General features: G+C 71.1%; 18 protein-coding genes. 7 read left to right on the top strand and 11 right to left on the bottom strand.

The window, feature by feature from the left end:
• Window positions 1-147: 147 nt before the first annotated feature.
• The 8 genes from HW130_RS34180 to HW130_RS34145 all read right to left on the bottom strand — a co-directional run bounded on the left by HW130_RS34180 (window position 148) and on the right by HW130_RS34145 (window position 4,437).
• A complete protein-coding gene (locus HW130_RS34180; RefSeq protein WP_177153663.1) occupies window positions 148-459 on the bottom strand; it encodes a SpdD-like protein in 312 nt (103 codons plus the stop codon).
• A gap of 25 nt (window positions 460-484) precedes the next feature.
• Window positions 485-640: a hypothetical protein gene (locus HW130_RS34175; protein WP_177153662.1), complete on the bottom strand. Its 156-nt coding sequence runs from the start codon at window positions 638-640 to the stop codon at window positions 485-487.
• Between the two features lie 15 nt (window positions 641-655).
• Complete coding sequence (locus tag HW130_RS34170; RefSeq protein WP_177153661.1) at window positions 656-850, bottom strand: mobile element transfer protein; 195 nt, start codon at window positions 848-850, stop codon at window positions 656-658.
• 17 nt (window positions 851-867) lie between these two features.
• Window positions 868-1,518, bottom strand: a complete 651-nt coding sequence (locus HW130_RS34165; RefSeq protein WP_177153660.1) for a DUF2637 domain-containing protein — start codon at window positions 1,516-1,518, stop codon at window positions 868-870.
• A 21-nt stretch (window positions 1,519-1,539) separates the two neighbouring features.
• Window positions 1,540-1,722 (bottom strand): hypothetical protein, encoded by a 183-nt coding sequence (locus HW130_RS34160; RefSeq protein ID WP_177153659.1) that lies wholly within the window; start codon window positions 1,720-1,722, stop codon window positions 1,540-1,542.
• 91 nt (window positions 1,723-1,813) lie between these two features.
• On the bottom strand, window positions 1,814-3,172 hold the full coding sequence (locus HW130_RS34155) for an FtsK/SpoIIIE domain-containing protein (protein WP_177153658.1): 1,359 nt from the start codon (window positions 3,170-3,172) through the stop codon (window positions 1,814-1,816).
• Between the two features lie 2 nt (window positions 3,173-3,174).
• Complete coding sequence (locus HW130_RS34150; protein WP_177153657.1) at window positions 3,175-3,519, bottom strand: hypothetical protein; 345 nt, start codon at window positions 3,517-3,519, stop codon at window positions 3,175-3,177.
• Window positions 3,520-3,657: 138 nt separating this feature from the next.
• Window positions 3,658-4,437 (bottom strand): GntR family transcriptional regulator, encoded by a 780-nt coding sequence (locus tag HW130_RS34145; protein WP_177153656.1) that lies wholly within the window; start codon window positions 4,435-4,437, stop codon window positions 3,658-3,660.
• A gap of 18 nt (window positions 4,438-4,455) precedes the next feature.
• Between HW130_RS34145 and HW130_RS34140 the strand changes: the two genes are divergently transcribed.
• Window positions 4,456-4,923: an NUDIX hydrolase gene (locus tag HW130_RS34140; RefSeq protein ID WP_177153655.1), complete on the top strand. Its 468-nt coding sequence runs from the start codon at window positions 4,456-4,458 to the stop codon at window positions 4,921-4,923.
• 851 nt (window positions 4,924-5,774) lie between these two features.
• On the opposite strand, the gene HW130_RS34135 is transcribed toward HW130_RS34140, so the two are convergent.
• The 3 genes from HW130_RS34135 to HW130_RS34125 all read right to left on the bottom strand — a co-directional run bounded on the left by HW130_RS34135 (window position 5,775) and on the right by HW130_RS34125 (window position 10,434).
• The gene (locus HW130_RS34135) at window positions 5,775-6,794 is read right to left on the bottom strand and encodes an ImmA/IrrE family metallo-endopeptidase (RefSeq protein WP_177153654.1); all 1,020 of its coding nucleotides are present in this window, start codon (window positions 6,792-6,794) and stop codon (window positions 5,775-5,777) included.
• A 17-nt stretch (window positions 6,795-6,811) separates the two neighbouring features.
• A complete protein-coding gene (locus HW130_RS34130; RefSeq protein WP_177153653.1) occupies window positions 6,812-7,432 on the bottom strand; it encodes a hypothetical protein in 621 nt (206 codons plus the stop codon).
• A 593-nt stretch (window positions 7,433-8,025) separates the two neighbouring features.
• Window positions 8,026-10,434 carry a PA14 domain-containing protein gene (locus HW130_RS34125; RefSeq protein ID WP_177153652.1) on the bottom strand — a complete coding sequence of 803 codons (2,409 nt, stop codon included), beginning with the start codon at window positions 10,432-10,434 and terminating at the stop codon, window positions 8,026-8,028.
• 436 nt (window positions 10,435-10,870) lie between these two features.
• Between HW130_RS34125 and HW130_RS34120 the strand changes: the two genes are divergently transcribed.
• From HW130_RS34120 to HW130_RS34095, 6 genes are all read left to right on the top strand, one after another.
• The gene (locus HW130_RS34120) at window positions 10,871-11,737 is read left to right on the top strand and encodes a DUF2797 domain-containing protein (protein WP_177153665.1); all 867 of its coding nucleotides are present in this window, start codon (window positions 10,871-10,873) and stop codon (window positions 11,735-11,737) included.
• A gap of 225 nt (window positions 11,738-11,962) precedes the next feature.
• Window positions 11,963-12,844, top strand: coding sequence for an amidohydrolase family protein (locus HW130_RS34115; protein ID WP_177153651.1), 882 nt, complete (start codon window positions 11,963-11,965; stop codon window positions 12,842-12,844).
• A 66-nt stretch (window positions 12,845-12,910) separates the two neighbouring features.
• Complete coding sequence (locus tag HW130_RS34110) at window positions 12,911-13,648, top strand: response regulator transcription factor (RefSeq protein WP_177153650.1); 738 nt, start codon at window positions 12,911-12,913, stop codon at window positions 13,646-13,648.
• Window positions 13,641-15,260 carry a HAMP domain-containing sensor histidine kinase gene (locus HW130_RS34105; RefSeq protein WP_309140657.1) on the top strand — a complete coding sequence of 540 codons (1,620 nt, stop codon included), beginning with the start codon at window positions 13,641-13,643 and terminating at the stop codon, window positions 15,258-15,260. Before HW130_RS34110 ends, HW130_RS34105 begins: the two co-directional genes overlap by 8 nt.
• A 25-nt stretch (window positions 15,261-15,285) precedes the next feature.
• Window positions 15,286-16,626, top strand: coding sequence for a glycosyltransferase (locus HW130_RS34100; RefSeq protein WP_177153649.1), 1,341 nt, complete (start codon window positions 15,286-15,288; stop codon window positions 16,624-16,626).
• Window positions 16,623-18,163 (top strand): glycosyltransferase family 39 protein (locus HW130_RS34095; protein ID WP_177153648.1); only part of this gene is annotated, 1,541 nt, incomplete at its 3' end. The genes HW130_RS34100 and HW130_RS34095, both read left to right, overlap by 4 nt.

Here is an 18,163-nt window from a genome sequence, read left to right as displayed (position 1 = left end):
GGGGAAGCCGTCGCAGTTCGAGCAGACCCGCGCGGGGGCGGTGGTGGGCTGGGCCATGATGGGCGTTCCTTCCGGATCGGTGGTTCGGGCAGGGGCACGGCTCCCGGGGCGGGCGAAACTTGGCGGTTGAGGCCGCCCCGGGGCCGGTCAGCGACGCTTGCGCTCAGAGGCGAGCAGGGAGCGGAGCACGACGGCGCAGACCGCGACCGAGGCCGCGGTGACGGCGACCGCGAGGAGCATCGAGACCAGGACCGCGCCGACGACGAGCACGACGGCGGTTCCGCCGCCCACGAGAGCGACCAGGGCACCGGGAGTGAGCTGAACCGAGTGCCGGGGCGGTGCCGCCGCGACGACAGGAGCCGGGGCGGCGGCGTGCTGGACGACGGCGGTCGGCTCGACGGCGGACGGGGTGACGATGCCGGTCGGCGTCGGCATGGTGGGGATCTTCGGGCGCAGCATGAGGTGATCTCCCTTCCGTGGAGCTCTACTTGACGGCGGTGTCGATGGCGGGTGCGAGCAGGCTGTCGGCGAGGAGGTAGCCGCCGAGGAGGAGCACGGCGACGAGCCACCAGGGCGGGCGAATGAGCTTGATGCCGAGGGCACCGACGACGATCAGGGCGAGCCAGAGCGGAACATCCATGGCAGAGATCTCCGATCAGTCGGTGGTGCGGCAGCGGTGGGTACGCGCGGCGAGCTGGGCGGCCGACTGGCTGGAGTAGTCGGCCGACCAGCCGCAACGGTCGTTGGTGCACACAGCGGCGTGCTTGGTCCGGCCGTGCCGGTCGCGATGGGTGCCGATCTGCACGGGTCCGATCCGCATGACGGAGTGGAAGTGGTCGCGGGCGGGCATTCCTGTCTCCTTTCTCATCAGGCGAGTTGGGTGGCGATGGCGTCGGCCATCGGGGCCGGGACCCCAAGGCGGGCGCGCAGGGTGTCGGTGTCGATCGGTGAGCCGGTACGGGCGCGGTGGTCGGCGGCCACCTTCCGGGCGTGGTTGACCAGCGCGGCCGGGACTGACACCGCCGGAGTGGGCTCAGCGGCGGGCAGGGCCGGGGCAGGGTCCGGCGGCTCGACGGGCGCGGGCTCGGAGGCGGGGGCCGATTCGGCCGGCACGACCTCGACCGGCTCAGGTTCCGGTGCGGGGCCACGGTCGGCCGCGGCCGGTGAGTGAGCGAGGAGCGTCCCGCCGAGGAACGCGAGCGCGGGCCATCCTGCGATGCCGAACCGCAGCCAGGCGGGCGGGTGGGCCAGGTCGAGGAACCCGGCCGTCGCGACATTCGCGCCGAGCGAGGCGACCAGCGCGATCACGAACCAGCACCAGGCCAGCCGGGACGGTCCGTCGTTGCGCAGCCGACGCCAGGCAGCGACCAGGAGGAGGTCGACCGAGACGGGGTAGGCCCATGCCTTCCATCCGGTCTGTCCGGCAGCGGCGGCGAGGTCGTGCAGGTGGGCGAAGGACAGGGCCCCGGCGATCACGGCTTGCACCAGGACGGCGTCGATGCGGAGAGAACGGGTCATGTCTTCACCTCCTTTGCGGTGTCAGTCGGTCGGTGCGTGGCCCGAGCCGAAGCAGGGCAGACAGAGAGCGGCCTGCCGGTCGCGGGTCTCGCGGAGCTTGCGAGCGGAGCCGACGCGCACGGTCTCGGCGATCTCGCCAGCGCCCTTGCAGTCGGGGCACTTCTTCGGTCGCGGGGTGCGGGCGGTGGTCTTCCGTGTGGCCATGGCGATCACTCGTCCTCGTGTTCTTCCGGTTTCGGGCATGGCTGGGGTAGGGAGCTGGCGCGAGGCGGTCGCGCCGACCGGGTGGGGCGGATCAGACGGAGGCAGGTGCCTCGGTCGGGGCCGGAATCTTGACCAGCGAGACCGTGGGCGGCAGCTCGGGCCGGAAGGCGGCGAGCGCTGGCAGGTCCGGGGTGCGGTGGGCGTGCCGGTTGCAGGCGTTCACGGCCTGCCGCATCGAGGTGTGCGGGGTGCGGATGCGGGCCCAGCCGCCCGAGGAGTCTCCGGTGACGGCGAGGCCCGGTGTCTCGGTGGGGATGTTGATCGCGGCCAGTACGGCATCCGAGGCGATGTCGCCGAAGGCCATGTTGGCGCTGGTTTCGTCGTTGACGCGGTGGGCGGTGCGGCCGGTCAGCTGGGCGCGGAGCATCGTGATGCCCTTGCCGAGTTCGGAGCCGAAGCGCTGCCCGCAGATCTCCAGATAGATGCCAGCAGCGCGGCCGAGCTGGGCGAACCGGGCGAGCGCGGTGATGATGCGGTCCCGGCGCTTCTCCTCGTCCTTGGTGGTGAACAGGGCGAGTTCGGCGACCTCGTCGACGAGCAGCACGATCGGGGTCGGGCGCAGGTAGTCGGGCAGGTCCCAGATGTCGGCCGCGATCTCCGCATCCGGCACGTCGGCGGTGATGCGCTGTTCAGCGCGGATCAGTTGGTACACGCCCTCCATGTGCGTGACGAGCGCGTCGAGGAGTTCGGCGGCGGTGTCGGGGTTGTCCGCCAGCGCGGAGAACCGGCGCGCCAGCGGGAAGAGCTCAACACCTTGCTTGCAGTCGATGCCGACCAAGGCGACCTCTTGCGCGGCGAGTTCGGCGACCAGGTTGCGCTGGTAGACGGACTTGCCGGACTTCGTGGCCCCGACGGTCAGGGCGTGCGGGGTGGTGCGGTAGTCGCGGTAGTGGACAGCACCGTCCTCGCGCAGGGCAACCGGCACCCGCATCGGGGCCGCATCGACCTTGGAGGGCATCTGCACCCGGGCGAGGACGTCGTAGCCGGTCATCCGCAGCTCGACCACGCCGGAGCGGCTCTCTCGCGAGGTGACGCCGTACATCGTGAACGAGTGCCGAAGCCGGTCACACGAGGCCGCCACGTCGAAGGCGTCCTGACCGGGGCGAAGCCCCAGCCGTAAGACCAGGCCGGTCCGAGTCGGGCGGAGCCGCAGGATGCGCGGCGCACGCGGCTGAGGAGCCGGGCGGTTGGCCATCCGGGCGATGGCGAGTCGCCAGCGCGGCGGCGGGACGGTGAGCCCGCAGGCGTCCATGACCGAGCCGTAGCGGACCAGGACGCGCAACGTGGCGAAGGTGACCCCGAAGGTGAGCCAGTACCAGGCGGGACGCCGCCACCGCAGAAGACCCGCGGTGACGACGACCAGCGTCAGGAGGGCGGTCAGCCACGACATGATCAGGCCGCCTTGGGCTTCGTAGCCCCGGCCGCCAGGGACGTGACGGCGACGGCGCGGAAGGCGATGCCGTGACGACCGTCTCGCTCCCACGGCCGGGCGATGAGGCCGGTGAGGGCGACCGGGGTGCCCATCGTCAGGTCACCGGAGATACCGGTCTCGGGCACGGTCACGGGCAGGAGTTCCACGGTGTCGTTCGCCGCGAACATCACGCTCACGGTCATCAGGGTGCCCCCGGTCTCGGCGTCGGTAGCGACCTCACCGGTACGGCGGTCCTTGATCTTCGGCTGCGGGGGCTGGGCCACCATCACAGCGGCGGCTGAGGTGTCGACGGGGATCTGACGCATGGAGATCACTCCTCTAGAAGTGCTGGACTCCGTCACTCATGTATATGAGTGACATGAAGAAGAGTGCCTGACTCCTGTACATGAGTCAACCCGCCGAGGCGAAGAAGTCCCGGCGGGTTGTGAAGAGTTGAGCCAGCGTCAGTCTGTGGCAGGGATGCGGTACTCGAAAACGAACTGGTCAGCGGCCATCAGGGTGTCGCAGACCTCGACCACTCGGCCCTCTTCGGTGACCGCGTTCCGGAGGAGGTGAACGACCGGTGCCCCGGGGCTCAGCGCCAGTTCGGACGCTTCAGCCTTGGCGGCCGGGCGCGCTTGCAGTGTCTCGACGAACTCGGCGAAGGTGTGCCCGTCGTCCTCCAGCCGGGCGTAGATCCCACCGGGGCCGGGGTTCTCGGAGAACAGCTCGGGGATGTCCTTCACCACGTCCCACGGCAGGTACGAGGTGGCCGTCTCGACCGGGACGCCGTTGCGGAAGTAGAGGCGTCGCCGCGCGAGGACCTGGGTGCCGGCGGGGACGTCGAGCCGTTCGGCGATGTCCTCAGGGGCCGCCATGGGGCCGATGTAGAGGACGCTCACCTTGGCCGTTGCGCCGGACTGGGCCGACTCGGCGAGGTAGGCGGCCTTGCCGCCGCGGCGGTGCGAGGCCCGGAAGCGGTCTGAGGAGCGCAGCCGCACAGGCGGCCGGTCCTTCACGATCGAGCCCTTGCCGTGGCGGGTGTCCACGAGCCCACTGGCCCGGACCTCCACCATGGCCTTGCGGATCGTCCCGCCAGAAACGCCGTAGCGCTCCACCAGCTCGGATTCGCTCGGCACCAGGTCACCGGGCTTGAGGACACCGGCCCGGATCTGCTGAACGATCTCGTCGGCGATCTGTACGTACCGAGGTACGGACCTCCCACCTCCTACGGCTGTTCCCATAGTCCTTCTCACTCTCCTATGCTCCTGTACATGAGTAACAGCGTCCGCGAGACCCAGTCAACGCCACTGCACTCCGTGTCCGTCGCGGGGGCGGTCGTGCGCGAGGACGGGCGACTCTTGGCGATCCGGCGTGCGGACAACGGAACGTGGGAACTGCCGGGCGGCGTGCTCGAACTCACCGAGGCACCAGAAGAGGGCGTAGCCCGCGAGGTCTGGGAAGAGACCGGCATCCGGGTCGAGGTGGACGAGCTGACCGGGGTCTACAAGAACACGACGCGAGGCATCGTCGCTCTCGTATTCCGATGCAAGCCGTCAGGCGGAATTGAGCGAACGTCGGCCGAATCGACGGCAGTTGACTGGCTCACGCCCGACGAGGTTGCCGAGCGGATGGCCGAGGTCTACGCGGTCCGGCTGCTCGACGCGCTGGACGGGGACGGGCCCCACGTGCGGAGCCATGACGGCAAGCACCTGATCCAGGCGCGGTGAAAGTTTCTCTACTTCATCAAGGCGCATCCGCCGCGCATAGCGCGGCGGCGCGCGGCCCGACGGCTCGGGCCGCGCTCCTGTCTTCGCCCCGCTCTGGCCCGGCCGCCGGCCGCACGCCAACGGCGAGGGTTGATGAGGGTGAACCCCGATGTGGCTGGGGCGGTCGGCTCCACGGCTTTAGGCAGCCCCCATGGGGCGAGCCTCGAAGATCGGGGGCCCACCTCGGGCTATTGCGGGCAGGTCCAGAGACTGCCCGAGTCGCGAAAGCTTACGGGCCCCCGATCTCTCGCCCCATGGCAGCTCCCGCCCAAAGCCGCTACGCCGACCTCGGGTTGCGACGCACTCATGCCGTGTATCCTGCGGTCGCCCGCCGAGGCTCTGATCAAGCCCCGCGCGGCGGCCGTTCATGGAGAGGAAACGACCGCTAAGGCCCGAGACGCATGGGCCCCGGCGTTCGTCGGTTCACTCCGTGAGCCGCGCCAGGGTCCGCCGGAGAGTAGGACCCGTGCCTCAGGCACACGTCGAGCCCGACGCGGCAGCCACAGCAAGGTTCAAGATTCGAATTGGACCACTAGCCCAGTTGTCGGCCAGCATTCAGCTACCCAGAGCTGATGCCCGCGAGATGCTCAGGACCCTCGTCGTTGTAGGTCTGGCAAGCTGCGGAATTGGTGGTCCTGTACTCACGCTGTGGGTGGGTACAACCGTGGGCCTACCGGCGCCCGGAACGTTCGGCATTGCTTCCGCAGAGATCGGGCTGGCGGCGTTCATCTGCTGGAGAGTGCTGGCCAAGAGATCGCCGGAGCCGCCTTCGCTGGGGGAGTCATAGCCCTGCATGCTGGCGCCAACGGCAGTTAGACCGCCCTGAGCCCTCGTGGTTCGTACGTTTCCAACCACTCCGGTGTGTGCAGACCAACCATGTCTGCCAAGTCCGAGGCGGAGTACCCGTGTTCAACGTGATGCACTCTGACGATCTCAGGAATCAAGCTGGGCGCTTCGTGAGGGATCGATACGGGCTCTTGCTTTGTCCACCCATTCTGAGAAAGCTGCACTCTGAGCGACGTGTGCTGTCGATCTGAGATGACTTCCAGGTCCCTTGCGCGCCTAATGAGGGCGCCCATGGACGTGCGCCATACGGGCTTGAGTCGAGCGGCGAGGCGCAAGTTCATGGCGCGCAACTGAGGCTTGATCTCTACTGCTGGCATTAGGAATTCGGCGGCAAACCTATCCGCTTCTTGCTCCTGCCCCGGCTCTGGTACATCGTGCATCACCAAGTGCCCGAGCTCGTGCGCGAGGGAGAAACGCAAATTACAGGCAGGGAGGAGAGTGTTTACCACAAAGAAGGGGTGCTCTCCCGGAGGCCACACGCTGATGGCATTGATCTTTGCGGTGTCGAATTCCTGCGCCACAACAAAGCCGCCCGCAGCCTCGATCCATTCCGTTAGATTTTGGATCGGTCCGATCGGCACTCTCCAGGCAGCCCTCACCGCACGCGCGATCTCTTCAGGGCTGCCATAGTCATCTACCGAGAGAGATGGGATGGTGAAGGAGAAATCGAGATCCAGTGCTGCGGATAGCCGCTTCGTGCGAATTCGCTGAAAATTCACGAAGGCCTGAATTTGGCGCAGCTTTTTCTGGGGGAGGCTCTGTTGCTTGCGGTGGTAGAAGCTCGACGAACCGAAGCCGTAGACGGGCTCTTTCCAGGTGAACACATCGACCGGGTAGTCCAGTGACGCGGCGACTGACTTCGCCGTCTCCTCGCTCATGTCCCGCTGGCCGAGTTCGACCTTGGAGATGAGCGAGGCGGTTACCCCTGCACGCGAGGCCAGCTCGCCCATGGTCATCCCGCGAGATTCCCGAGCAAGTGTCACCATGGAGGGGTTGTACGGCATTATTCCTTCTCCGCCTGTGGCTTCGTCTGGGGCCTGCGGGAACGTACTCCGGGCTTCTTTGGCCTGCCGGAGTCGGGGGTCGGCAGCATGACGAGCTCTGCCAGACCGCCGGCCGCATCGTCGAGGGCGATCTCCCATACGTTCTCGCCGTTCAAGGGACAGACTACCGCCAGCTTCTTCAGATTGGCCCCCAGGGTGTCCAGCAGATAGCCCGCGATGACGGTGGTCGCGTTCATTTCGAGGTCGAGTTCCTGTCGAGCCAGCCTGCGCTGCTGCAATGTCATGATCTGACTGACCTTGAGGCTCTTGCTCCGGAACTTCTTGAATCGCACAACCAGGCGGCCGCCGAAAGTCAGGGCCAGGAAACCTGCATTTGTGTTGAACGTGACGCCCGGCTTCTCTGCGAATTCATCGACAAGGCGGGCGGAGAGCAGGTCGTACATGACGTTGGCCCGAGAAGTGGTGCGGTACTGCGGCGCTTTCCTGACGAGGGCAGGCTCTAGCTCGCGCCAATCTTCCCAGGCGTTCTCGAAGCACGCGCGAAGCGCGGGCAGATGCGGGTGGAGCAGTGTCCGGGCCTCAGCCTCGGTGATCAGCTCAAGCGGCATGGTGGACAGCATGACGACTTAATTTTGCCGTGTCAATATGGACAAGGATCTGTACTCGGTTTGCGTGCGGGGTGGCTGGCGCGCAGGTGCGGGTACAGCAGCGCAGTACCGCAACCACAGCAACCTTCCCCGTCCGATACCGTCCCTCCGGGGCCTCGTAGCGGCCGGTATGGCCGTTACCAACCGATCCGGCTAGAGCTACGGATCAGAAGGTTGCAGGTTCGAATCCTGCCGAGTGCACAGCAGACCAGAGGCCCTCAGGAGAAATCCTGAGGGCCTCTGGCGTATGTCGTGACGGCAGTGGTTGACGGCAACCTCTGCCGAAGGCGGCCATCGGACCGATCGGACGGCTACGAGGACACCGGCCGCGCCGTCGTCATCGTCCGACCCGTGGCCGTCACCCCTCAGCGCGTCCCCGACGCGGGCGTCGGCCGGTGTGCTCCGCCCGGCGCCACCCCGGGCGGTCCGCCTCCATACCGAGCGGACACTCCGGGACGGCAGCGTCCGCTCGGTGCCGGTCAAGCCGATCTGGCATTCTCCGCACTCTGCCGGGCTCGACGCCGGCCACCCCGTTGGCGCCGGCCCCAAGCGTCACGTGTGCTCCGTCAGAGCCAGGAGTCCCAGATGCCGTACGCCTGCTGCCGCACGACCGCCTCCCGGCCCGCCGGGTCGATGTACACGGCCCGGTAGTAGTACAGGCCGAGCCGGTCCTCGTGCACCGTCGAGTCCATGTGGACCTTTGGGTCGTCGACCCGGCCCGTGGCGAACGTGGTCCAGGAGCCGGCGGCCGAGTCCCACTTCTCCCAGCGGTAGTCCGTGGAGTCACCGCAGGGCATGTCGTAGACGGTGACACCGCAACGGACGTAGAGCTCCGGGTACTGGTCCATGCGGAGGTCGGTCCCGTTCCAGCCGGGCGGCCGGGTGTCGGGCAGGGCGACCGTGATCTCCGCCGGGTTGAAGTCCTCGGGCCCGTCGTCCGAGCGCTCGGCGTCGGTCGCGGCGACCAGGTAGACGTGCTCGCGGCCGTCGGGAAGCGTCGGGCAGAGGATCTCGGTCTCGGCCAGGGACTCGCCCTTCCAGCAGTCCTTCGTCCACACGGTCTCACCCGTGTCCGGGTCGGCGGCGCCCTGCCATACGTAGTAGCCCTGCACATCGTCATCGGCGGGCGGCGTCCACGTCAGGCGGACGCCCAGCGGGACCCGCTCCGCGGTCAGGTTCTCCACCGGGGCCGGGCGCTGGGTGTCCGGCGTGGTCTCCGTGGCTGCCGGGCCCGGCTGCGAGACGTGCCCGTACGGGTCGACGGTCACGATCCGGTACTCGTACGTCGTCTCTGACTTGCCCGAGACGTCCCAGCACGTGCCGTTGATCTGCGTGCGCCCCGCGTACGCGGGGGCGTCGTCACCGGCCCACGACCAGTACGTCGAAGGGGCCGCCGGCGGCTCGTCGTTCGAGGAGTTCGGCTTGCACTTGTCCACGGTGGTGCTCTCACCGGTCGCCGTGTCGGTACGGACGATCCTGTAGGTGAGAAGCGGTCCTCCGTCGAAGGTCCACGGGTCGGCGCTGCTCCATGCGATCATCACCCCGGCGCCGAACCGGCTCGCGGTGGTCCGGAAGGCGGCAATGGCCTCGGGCCGGTCGGCCATCGTCAGCGTGATCTCCACCGGGGCGGCGGCGTTGCCCGTCGCGTCCACTGAGCGCACCGCGTACCGGTAACTGTCGGCGATCGCGAGCTGTTGACGCGGCACGACGCCGGTGTCCGTGGTGGTACCTCCCCGGGGAAGGGCGTCGAGGTATCCGCCGGTCGTCGGGTCGTACTGGAGTACCTGGTAGGCGGCAGCCTCGGCGACGGGGGACCACACCAGATACGGAACGCCCGACCGGTACTCGACGTGGGCGTCTGCGGCGGGCGCCGGCGGGGTCATGTCGGCGGTGGTGAACGTAGTGGCGGCCGAGTACACGGACCAGTTCCCGGCGGCGTCGCGGGCCCGCCCCCGGTAGGTGACCCTGCTGCCGTCGGCAGGGCGGCCGGTGTCGCAGAACGCGCCGTTGGCGCCGGAGTGCACCTGGGTCCAGGTACTGGTGGCAGGATCGAGGCGCTGACCCTCGTACCACGCGATGTCGGCCGCGTTCGCGGCGGTGGTGACGAGCTGCGGGGCCGCGTAGGGCTGCTGGTCCGGGCAGACGTCCATCACGACGAACGGTGCGGCCGGCGGGGTCTTGTCGACGGTGGTGACGCCCCGGTCGGCGGTGCCGGCCGACTCCCTGCCCGCCTTGTCATAGGCGCGGACCTCGTAGTAGTACGTCATGCCGGTGGCGGGCGGGGTGTCGGTGTACGCCGTTGCCGTGGTGGTCGCCAGCCTGGTCCAGGTGCTGGTGTTCTGGAGGCGGCGGTAGACGCGGTAGCCCGCGAGGTCCATCTCGGCGTTCCTGGCCCAACTGACCCTCGCCGCACCCGTCGACGCGCTGTACGACACAGCGGCACCGGTCGGGGCGAGGGGCCTGACCTTGTCGATGTCGGCGGAAGTGCGGGGTACGTAGGTGAACTTGACGTTTGCCGAGCCGGTCCAGTTGACGTAGTCGATGCGCAGGGTGTGCTTCCCGGACGGGACGGTGAGGTTGACCGACTTCTTCTGGGTGGTGGAGACGTTCTTCCACAGGTCGATCTTGCGTACGCCGTCGAGGTAGACCCGTATGCCGTCCTGTGTCTCGGCGGCGAAGGTGAACGGACCGCCCGAGCCGAAGTCACGGGTCAGGGACCAGCGGATGGAGAAGTTGTCGGACGGCAGCCCCGAGGCGGGGGCGCCGGTGCCCCAACTCTCCTTGACGACCGAGTCGCAGTCGGTCTTCTTCGGCGTACCGGAGAGGGACGTGTTCCCGAAGAACTGGCGCTTGAAGACCGGCGAGGTGCAGGTGACAGCGGCGGAGGCCGGTGCGGCGGTCGCGCCGAGGAGGCCGGCCGCCGTCAGGGTGACGACGGCGGCGGCGACGGCTCTCAGCCGGGCAGGAGAGGTCACTTGGTCGAAGGCCCTTTCAGGCCGGGGCCTGCGCGCATGCGGTGGTACGACGCCGAGGCACAGGCAGGTGGGGAAACGCGGACGAGGCGTGGGGGCGGCGGGGCCGGGTGGGGCCGGAGCGACGCCGGGCCAACGGACCCTACATCGCTCAGCGTCTCGCTGACCAGCCCTTACGCGGTTTCACCCGGCGGCGAACCGTTGGCGCCCGGGGAACGGCTTTCACGCCGTCAGCGCGGCGCTCAGGACTCCGGGCGTGCCTGGGACGGCGGCGAGCACGGTGGGCGCGGGAGGAGTCACCGAGAGGGCTCCGCCGGGTCGACGCCGGGACAGGCGCGCTGCGCAATCATGGAGGAGCGTCGCGATCCCCTGCGTGCCCGAGCCGGCTGAGGACCACGGATCACCGGCGTGGACGCAGCGGTTCGCCGGAGGTGTGGGCATGGTGTGGCGGTGTGCGGGGGTCGCCTGGCCCGATGGCGGGTCGGGCGCGGTGCTGCGCTGGGAAGGCGGGCGGGTCAGTCCGCTCGGGGCCGGCCGGGAGATCGGCTTCCGCGCCATGGGCGAGCGGCACTGCGTCGGGGCGCGGGGGAACGCCTGTCCGCTGCGGACGCAGGTCTCGGCGCGCGCCACGCAGGCGCGGTGCCCCGAGTGCGCGCGGCTGGACCGGGCGCACTCCGTGGCGGCCGACGCCGTGCCCGACGACCCCCGGACCTACCGCGTGTACCTGGCGTGGTTCGGGCCCGGGATGGTCAAGGTCGGGATCACCGCGGAGGAGCGCGGGGCGGCCCGGCTGCGGGAGCAGGGGGCCGTGGCCTTCAGCTGGCTCGGGCGCGGGCCGCTGATGGCCGCGCGGCGGACCGAGGAGCTGCTGCGCGCCGCGCTGGGCGTGCCCGACCGGATCCCGTACGGCAGGAAGCGGGCGGTGCGCACGGCGTTGCCGCCGGTTGCCGAGCGGGCCGGTGAGGTCGAGGCGCTGCACGCGCGCGCCGTCGCGCTCGGCGGGTGGGCCGGCTCCCTGGAGCGGATGCCGTGCGAGGTGGTCGATCACGCCGCGGTGTTCGGGCTCGACGGGCTGCCGGCCGCGACCGGCGTCGTGCGTGAGCTGGTCGACGGGGGCGTGGTCGCCGGGCGGCTGCTGGCCGCGGCCGGGCCGGACCTGCATTTGCGGACCGCCGCCGGCCGGGTCGTGGTGGTCGACACCCGCCTGATGACCGGATGGTCGCTCGTGGGCGCCGACCCGGGGGCCGAGGTGAGCGTGCCGATGACGGCGGTGCCGGCCGGGAGCGAGCAGGACGGGCTGTTCTGACCGGCGCCCCGGATGGCACACGCCGGATGGCAGGCGCCCCGACGACAAAGGACACGGTCCCCTTCGGATCCCTTTCTGCGATGACGGTGGACAACGCCGCCGTTCGGATCGGAGGGTGACCCCCATGACGGGCAAACCCCCGCCGGGCGGCGCGGCGGCGCGGGCGGGACGAGTGGGGCGAGAGCTACGGCGTGCACGTCGCCGAGGCGGAGCGGGGCTACGGCTGTGAGCGAGGGCGAGGCGGCGGAGGTACGGGAGTTCTGGGGGCGGCTCGGGCTGCCGGGGCTCGTCGACGTCCACACGCACTTCATGCCCGAGCGCGTCCTGCGCAAGGTGTGGGCGTACTTCGACTCCGCGGGACCGCTGACCGGCCGGGAGTGGCCCATCACCTACCGGCGCGCCGAGGGCGAACGCGTCGAACTGCTGCGGGCGTTCGGGGTGCGGACCTTCACCTCCATGCTCTACCCGCACAAGCCGGGCATGGCCGTCTGGCTCAACGGGTGGTCGGCCGGCTTCGCGGCGCGCACACCGGACTGCGCCCACACGGCGACCCTGTTCCCCGAGCCGGGCGTGGCCGCGTACGTACGGGACGCGGTCGAGGGCGGGGCGCGCGTGTTCAAGGCGCATGTGCAGGTCGGCGCGTACGATCCCGGCGATCGGCTGCTCGATCCCGCGTGGGGACTGCTCGCCGAGGCCGGGGTGCCGGTCGTGATGCACTGCGGTTCGGGGCCCGCGCCCGGCAAGCACACCGGGCCGGAGCCGGTGGAACGGCTGCTCGCGCGTCATCCGCGGCTGCGGCTGGTCGTCGCGCACATGGGTATGCCGGAGTACACCGACTTCCTCGGCCTCGCCGAGCGGTACCCGCACGTGCACCTCGACACGACGATGGCGTTCACGGACTTCAGCGAGGCCACCGTGCCGTTCCCGGCGCGGGAGCGGGGGCGGCTCGCCGGCCTCGGGGACCGGGTCGTGCTGGGGACGGACTTCCCGAACATCCCGTACCCGTACGTCCATCAGCTGCGTGCCCTCGAACGGCTGGAACTCGGGGACGACTGGCTGCGGGCCGTCTGCCACGACAACGGCGCCCGGCTCCTCGCGCCCCTCTAGCCTTTCTCAGGGAATTCACAGGGTCGGGCAAGAAGGCTCTCAGGGCGGGTCCCCAAGGTGGCGAGCATGACCACCACCTCGCCCCTGGGGCGCACCGAACTGCTCAGGCCCGACGGCGGTCCCGTACGGGTGCTCGTCGTGGACGACGAGGCGCCGCTGAGCGAGCTGTTGTCGATGGCCCTGCGGTACGAGGGGTGGGAGGTGCGCAGCGCGGGCGACGGCGCGGGGGCGCTGCGCTCGGCGCGCGCGTTCCGGCCGGACGCCGTCGTGCTGGACGTGATGCTGCCGGACATGGGCGGCCTCGCCGTCCTCGGCCGGCTGCGCCGCGAAGTGCCCGACGTGCCCGTGCTCTTCCTCACCGCGAAGGACGCGGTCGAGGACCGGATCGCGGGGCTGACGGCCGGCGGCGACGACTACGTGACCAAGCCGTTCTCGCTGGAGGAGGTCGTGGCCCGGCTGCGCGGCCTGATCCGGAGGTCGCAGGCGGCGGCCGTGCGCAGCGAGTCACTGCTCGTCGTCGGCGACCTCGTGCTCGACGAGGACAGCCACGAGGTGACGCGCGGCGGGGAGTCGGTCCGTCTCACGGCGACCGAGTTCGAGCTGCTCCGCTACCTCATGCGCAATCCGCGCCGGGTGCTGAGCAAGGCGCAGATCCTGGACCGGGTGTGGAACTACGACTTCGGCGGCCAGGCCAACGTGGTCGAGCTGTACATCTCGTACCTCCGCAGGAAGATCGACGCCGGGCGGTCGCCGATGATCCACACCCGGCGCGGGGCGGGGTACCTGATCAAGCCCGGTGAGTGAGGTGACGGCGGGCGGGCGCGGGCGGCCGTGGTCGCTGCGGACCCGGCTGGTGGTCTCGGCCGTACTGCTGATCGCCGTGGTGTGCGCGGTGATCGGAACGGTCACGACCGTCGCGTTCCGCACCTACCTGTACGGGCAGTTGGACGCGCAGCTCGGCGCGGTGGCGATGCGGGCCACCGGCCCCCCGCTCCCGGACGGCGAGCGGCCGCCGGTCGGCCTGCCCCGCAAGACGCCGCTGGACTTCGTCACGGGCGGCGGCGCTCCCGTGGGCACGGTCGGTGCCCTGGTCGGCGACGACGGGACGGTCACCGTGGCCGTCGCGAGCACGCAGCGCGAGCCGGACGGGCTCGGGCCCACCGAGGACCCGCTCACGGCGGCGCAGCGCGATGCGCTCGCCTCCGTGGCGCGGGACGGCGAGCCGCACACCGTCGAGCTGCCGGACGGCGGCGGCTACCGGGTCGAGTACGCCGACGGCGTCCGCGGCTCGTTCCTGGTCGGGGTCCCGACACGTGACGTGCAGGACGCGCTGCGGACGCTGATCCTGGTCGAGGTCTGCGTCACCGGTGCCGGACTGCTCGCCGCGGGCATCGCGGGCGCATCCATCGTCGGCGTGGCACTGCGCCCGCTGCGGCGGGTGGCGGCGACGGCGCGGCGTGTCTCCGAACTTCCGCTGCACAGCGGCGAGGTGGCGCTGCACGAGCGGGTGCCGGACGCCGAGGCCGATCCGCGCACGGAGGTCGGACAGGTCGGGGCGGCGCTCAACATGCTGCTGGGACACGTCGGTTCGGCACTGAGCGCACGGCAGGAGAGCGAGACGCGGGTGCGGCGGTTCGTCGCGGACGCCGGCCACGAACTGCGCACGCCGCTCGCCTCGATCCGCGGCTACGCGGAGCTGACGCGGCGTGGCCGGGAGCGGAACGAGGTGGAGGCAACCCCGGGCGGACGGCCGGGAGGGAGGGACGCCGTCCCGCCGGACACCCGCCACGCGCTCAGCAGGATCGAGTCCGAGGCCGTGCGGATGACGGGCCTGGTGGAGGATCTGCTGCTGCTCGCCCGGCTGGACGCGGGACGCCCGCTCGCTCACGAGAGCACGGATCTGCCGCGGCTGGTCGTGGACGCCGTCTCGGACGCCCGCGCCGCGGGCCCGGACCACACGTGGCGGCTGGAGCTGCCGGCCGAACCGGTGACCGTACGGGCGGACCGGGAAAGGCTTCACCAGGTTCTGGTGAACCTGCTCGCCAACGCCCGTACGCACACCCCTCCCGGCACCACCGTCACGGCCCGGGTGCGTGCCGGTGACCCGCCCGCGGGGCCTGTGCTGCTGGAGGTCGAGGACGACGGCCCCGGCATCCCCGAGGAGTTCCAGCGGTCCGTCTTCGAGCGCTTCGCGCGCGGCGACGCCTCCCGTTCGCGGCAGGCGGGCGGCACCGGGCTCGGGCTGGCCATCGCGCACGCCGTCGTCACCGCGCACGGCGGCACGGTGGGCGTGCGGTCCGTCCCCGGCCGCACCGTGTTCACGGTCGCGCTGCCGCCCGCGCGGGCCGGGGCCGGGCCGGCGGAGGAGGTCCCGCAGGACTCACAGGCGGGCCACAGGCTGATCACACAGCCGTGACAGCGCCCCCGCCGAGGGTCGCCGTATGCGAACCGACATCCCAGGCGCGACCCTTCCGGCCCGTGAGCACCTGCTCGCGGGTTCGGCCGGTCCGCCCGTACTCGACGTCGTGGTCCCGGTGTACAACGAGGAGGCCGGTCTCGAACGGTGCGTGCTGCGGCTGCACGAGCACCTCGCGCGGACCTTCCCGTACGGCTTCCGGATCACCGTCGCCGACAACGCGAGCACCGACCGCACGCCCGGGATCGCCGCGGGCCTGGCCGCCCGCATCCCCGAGGTGCGGGCGCACCGGCTGGAGGAAAAGGGGCGGGGACGGGCGCTGCGCACGGTCTGGTCGCACTCGGACGCGCCCGTGCTCGCCTACATGGACGTCGACCTGTCCACCGACCTCAACGCGCTGCTGCCGCTGGTCGCTCCGCTGATCTCCGGCCATTCGGACCTGGCCGTCGGGTCCCGGCTGGCACGCAGCTCCAGGGTGGTGCGCGGCCCGAAGCGGGAGATCGTCTCGCGGGCCTACAACCTGATCCTCAAGTCGTCGCTGGCGGCGCGCTTCTCGGACGCCCAGTGCGGGTTCAAGGCGATCCGCCGGGACGTCGCCGAGCGGCTGCTGCCGATGGTCGAGGACACCGGCTGGTTCTTCGACACCGAGCTGCTGGTGCTCGCGGAGCGGGCGGGGCTGCGCATCCACGAGGTGCCCGTCGACTGGGTCGACGACCCGGACTCGACCGTGCACATCGTCCGTACGGCCGTCGAGGACCTGAAGGGCGTCTGGCGAGTGGGCCGCGCGCTGGCCGTCGGCGCGCTGCCGCTCGACCGGCTGGCGCGCCCCTTCGGCGACGACCCGCGCGACCGGCGGCTGGCCGGCGTGCCCGGGGAACTGACCCGTCAACTGGTCGGCTTCCTCGTGGTGGGCGCGTTCTCCACGCTGCTCTACCTGCTGCTGTACTCCCTCTTCCGTGCCGGTACGGGCCCCCAGTCCGCGAACGCGGCCGCCCTGCTGCTCTCCGCCGTCGCCAACACGGCCGCGAACCGCCGGCTCACCTTCGGCGTCCGGGGCCGCGACCGCGTCGTACGCCACCAGGCACAGGGACTGGTCGTGTTCGGCATCGGACTCGCGCTGACCAGCGGCTCGCTCGCCGCCCTCGACGCGGCGGCGGGCAGCCCCTCCCGCGCCATGGAGCCGGCCGTCCTGATCGCGGCGAACCTCGCGGCGACCGTGCTGCGGTTCCTGCTGTTCCGCGCCTGGGTCTTCCCCGAAGGGCACCGGTCCGGCACCGCACGTGCCGCCGGCCCGGCGACGCCCGCCGCCCCCGTGGGGTCCGACCGCCCCGGCACGCCCGACGACTCGATGAGGTGGACCCGATGACCGCGATCCTTCCTTCCGCCGCGGCGGCGGCCGACGGCGCCGGACACGCCCGCGGGCATCGCGGGGCGCTCGCGCGGCTGTGGCGAGGCCGGGAGGCGGACGGCCCCTGGGCGCGGCCGGCCCTGTTCGCGCTGCTGCTCGCCACCGCGCTGCTGTACCTGTGGAACCTGAGCGCGTCCGGTTACGCCAACTCCTTCTACTCCGCGGCCGTCCAGGCCGGCAGCGAGAGCTGGAAGGCCTTCTTCTTCGGCTCGTCCGACGCGGCCAACTCCATCACCGTCGACAAGCCCCCGGCCGCCCTGTGGCCGATGGCCCTGTCCGTGCGGCTCTTCGGGCTCGGCTCCTGGCAGATCCTGGCGCCCGAGGTGCTGATGGGCGTCGCGACCGTGGCCGTGCTCCACGCGGCCGTCCGGCGGCGTTCCGGCCCGGCCGCCGGGCTCCTGGCGGGCGCGGTGCTGGCGCTGACGCCGGTCGCCGCGCTGATGTTCCGCTTCAACAACCCGGACGCGCTCCTCGCCCTGCTGATGACGGTCACTGTGTACTGCGTGCTGCGCGCCCTCGAGGGCGCACGCACGAGGTGGCTCGTGGGTGCGGGCGTCGCGGTGGGACTCGCGTTCCTGACGAAAACGCTGCAGGCGTTCCTGATCCTGCCGCCGCTGGCGCTGGTGTACGCGGTGTGCGCGCCGACGACGCTGCTGCGCAGGCTCGGCCAGCTCGCCCTGGCAGGGTTCGCGGTCGTGGTCTTCGGCGGCTGGTGGGTCGCGGTCGTCGAACTGTGGCCGGCGTCCTCGCGCCCGTACATCGGCGGCTCGCAGACCAACAGCTTCCTGGAACTGACCTTCGGCTACAACGGCCTCGGGCGGATCAACGGCAACGAGACCGGCAGCGTCGGCGGTGGCGGCGGCCGGGCCGGAGGCGGCTGGGGCGAGACCGGCGTCGACCGGCTGTTCGCCGGGAACATCGGCGGCCAGATCGCCTGGCTGCTGCCCGCCGCGCTGGTGCTGCTGGCCGCGGGGCTCGTCCTGACCCGGCACGCCGGCCGCACGGACACGGCGAGGGCGGCGTTCCTGGTGTGGGGCGGCTCGCTGCTGACGACCGGAGCGGTCTTCAGCTTCATGGCGGGGATCTTCCACGAGTACTACACGGTGGCACTCGCGCCGTACATCGCGGCGCTGGTCGGCATGGGCGCGACCATGCTCTGGCAGGAGCGGGCGAGGGCCGGGTGGTCGGCGGTGCTCGGCGGCACGGTGGCGCTGACGGCCTGGTGGTCGTACGTCCTGCTGGGCCGGAGCGCCGACTATCTGCCGTGGCTGCGTACGGCGGTGGCGATCGGCGGCCTCGTGGCCGCGGCGGGGCTGCTGTTCGCGGTCCGGGGCGGGCGGAGGGCGGCGCCGGCCGCGGCCGGGCTGGGTCTCGTTGTCGCGCTGGCGGGCCCGGCGGCGTACTCGCTCACGACCGTGGGCGAGGCCCACGCGGGCTCGATCGTCACGGCGGGGCCCGCGGTGGCGGGCGGCCGGGGCGGCCCGGGCGGACCCGG

It is taken from the genome of Streptomyces sp. PKU-EA00015, from assembly GCF_013387495.1.
Lineage (GTDB): Bacteria > Actinomycetota > Actinomycetes > Streptomycetales > Streptomycetaceae > Streptomyces.
This window is presented reverse-complemented; position numbering and strand designations above follow the sequence as displayed.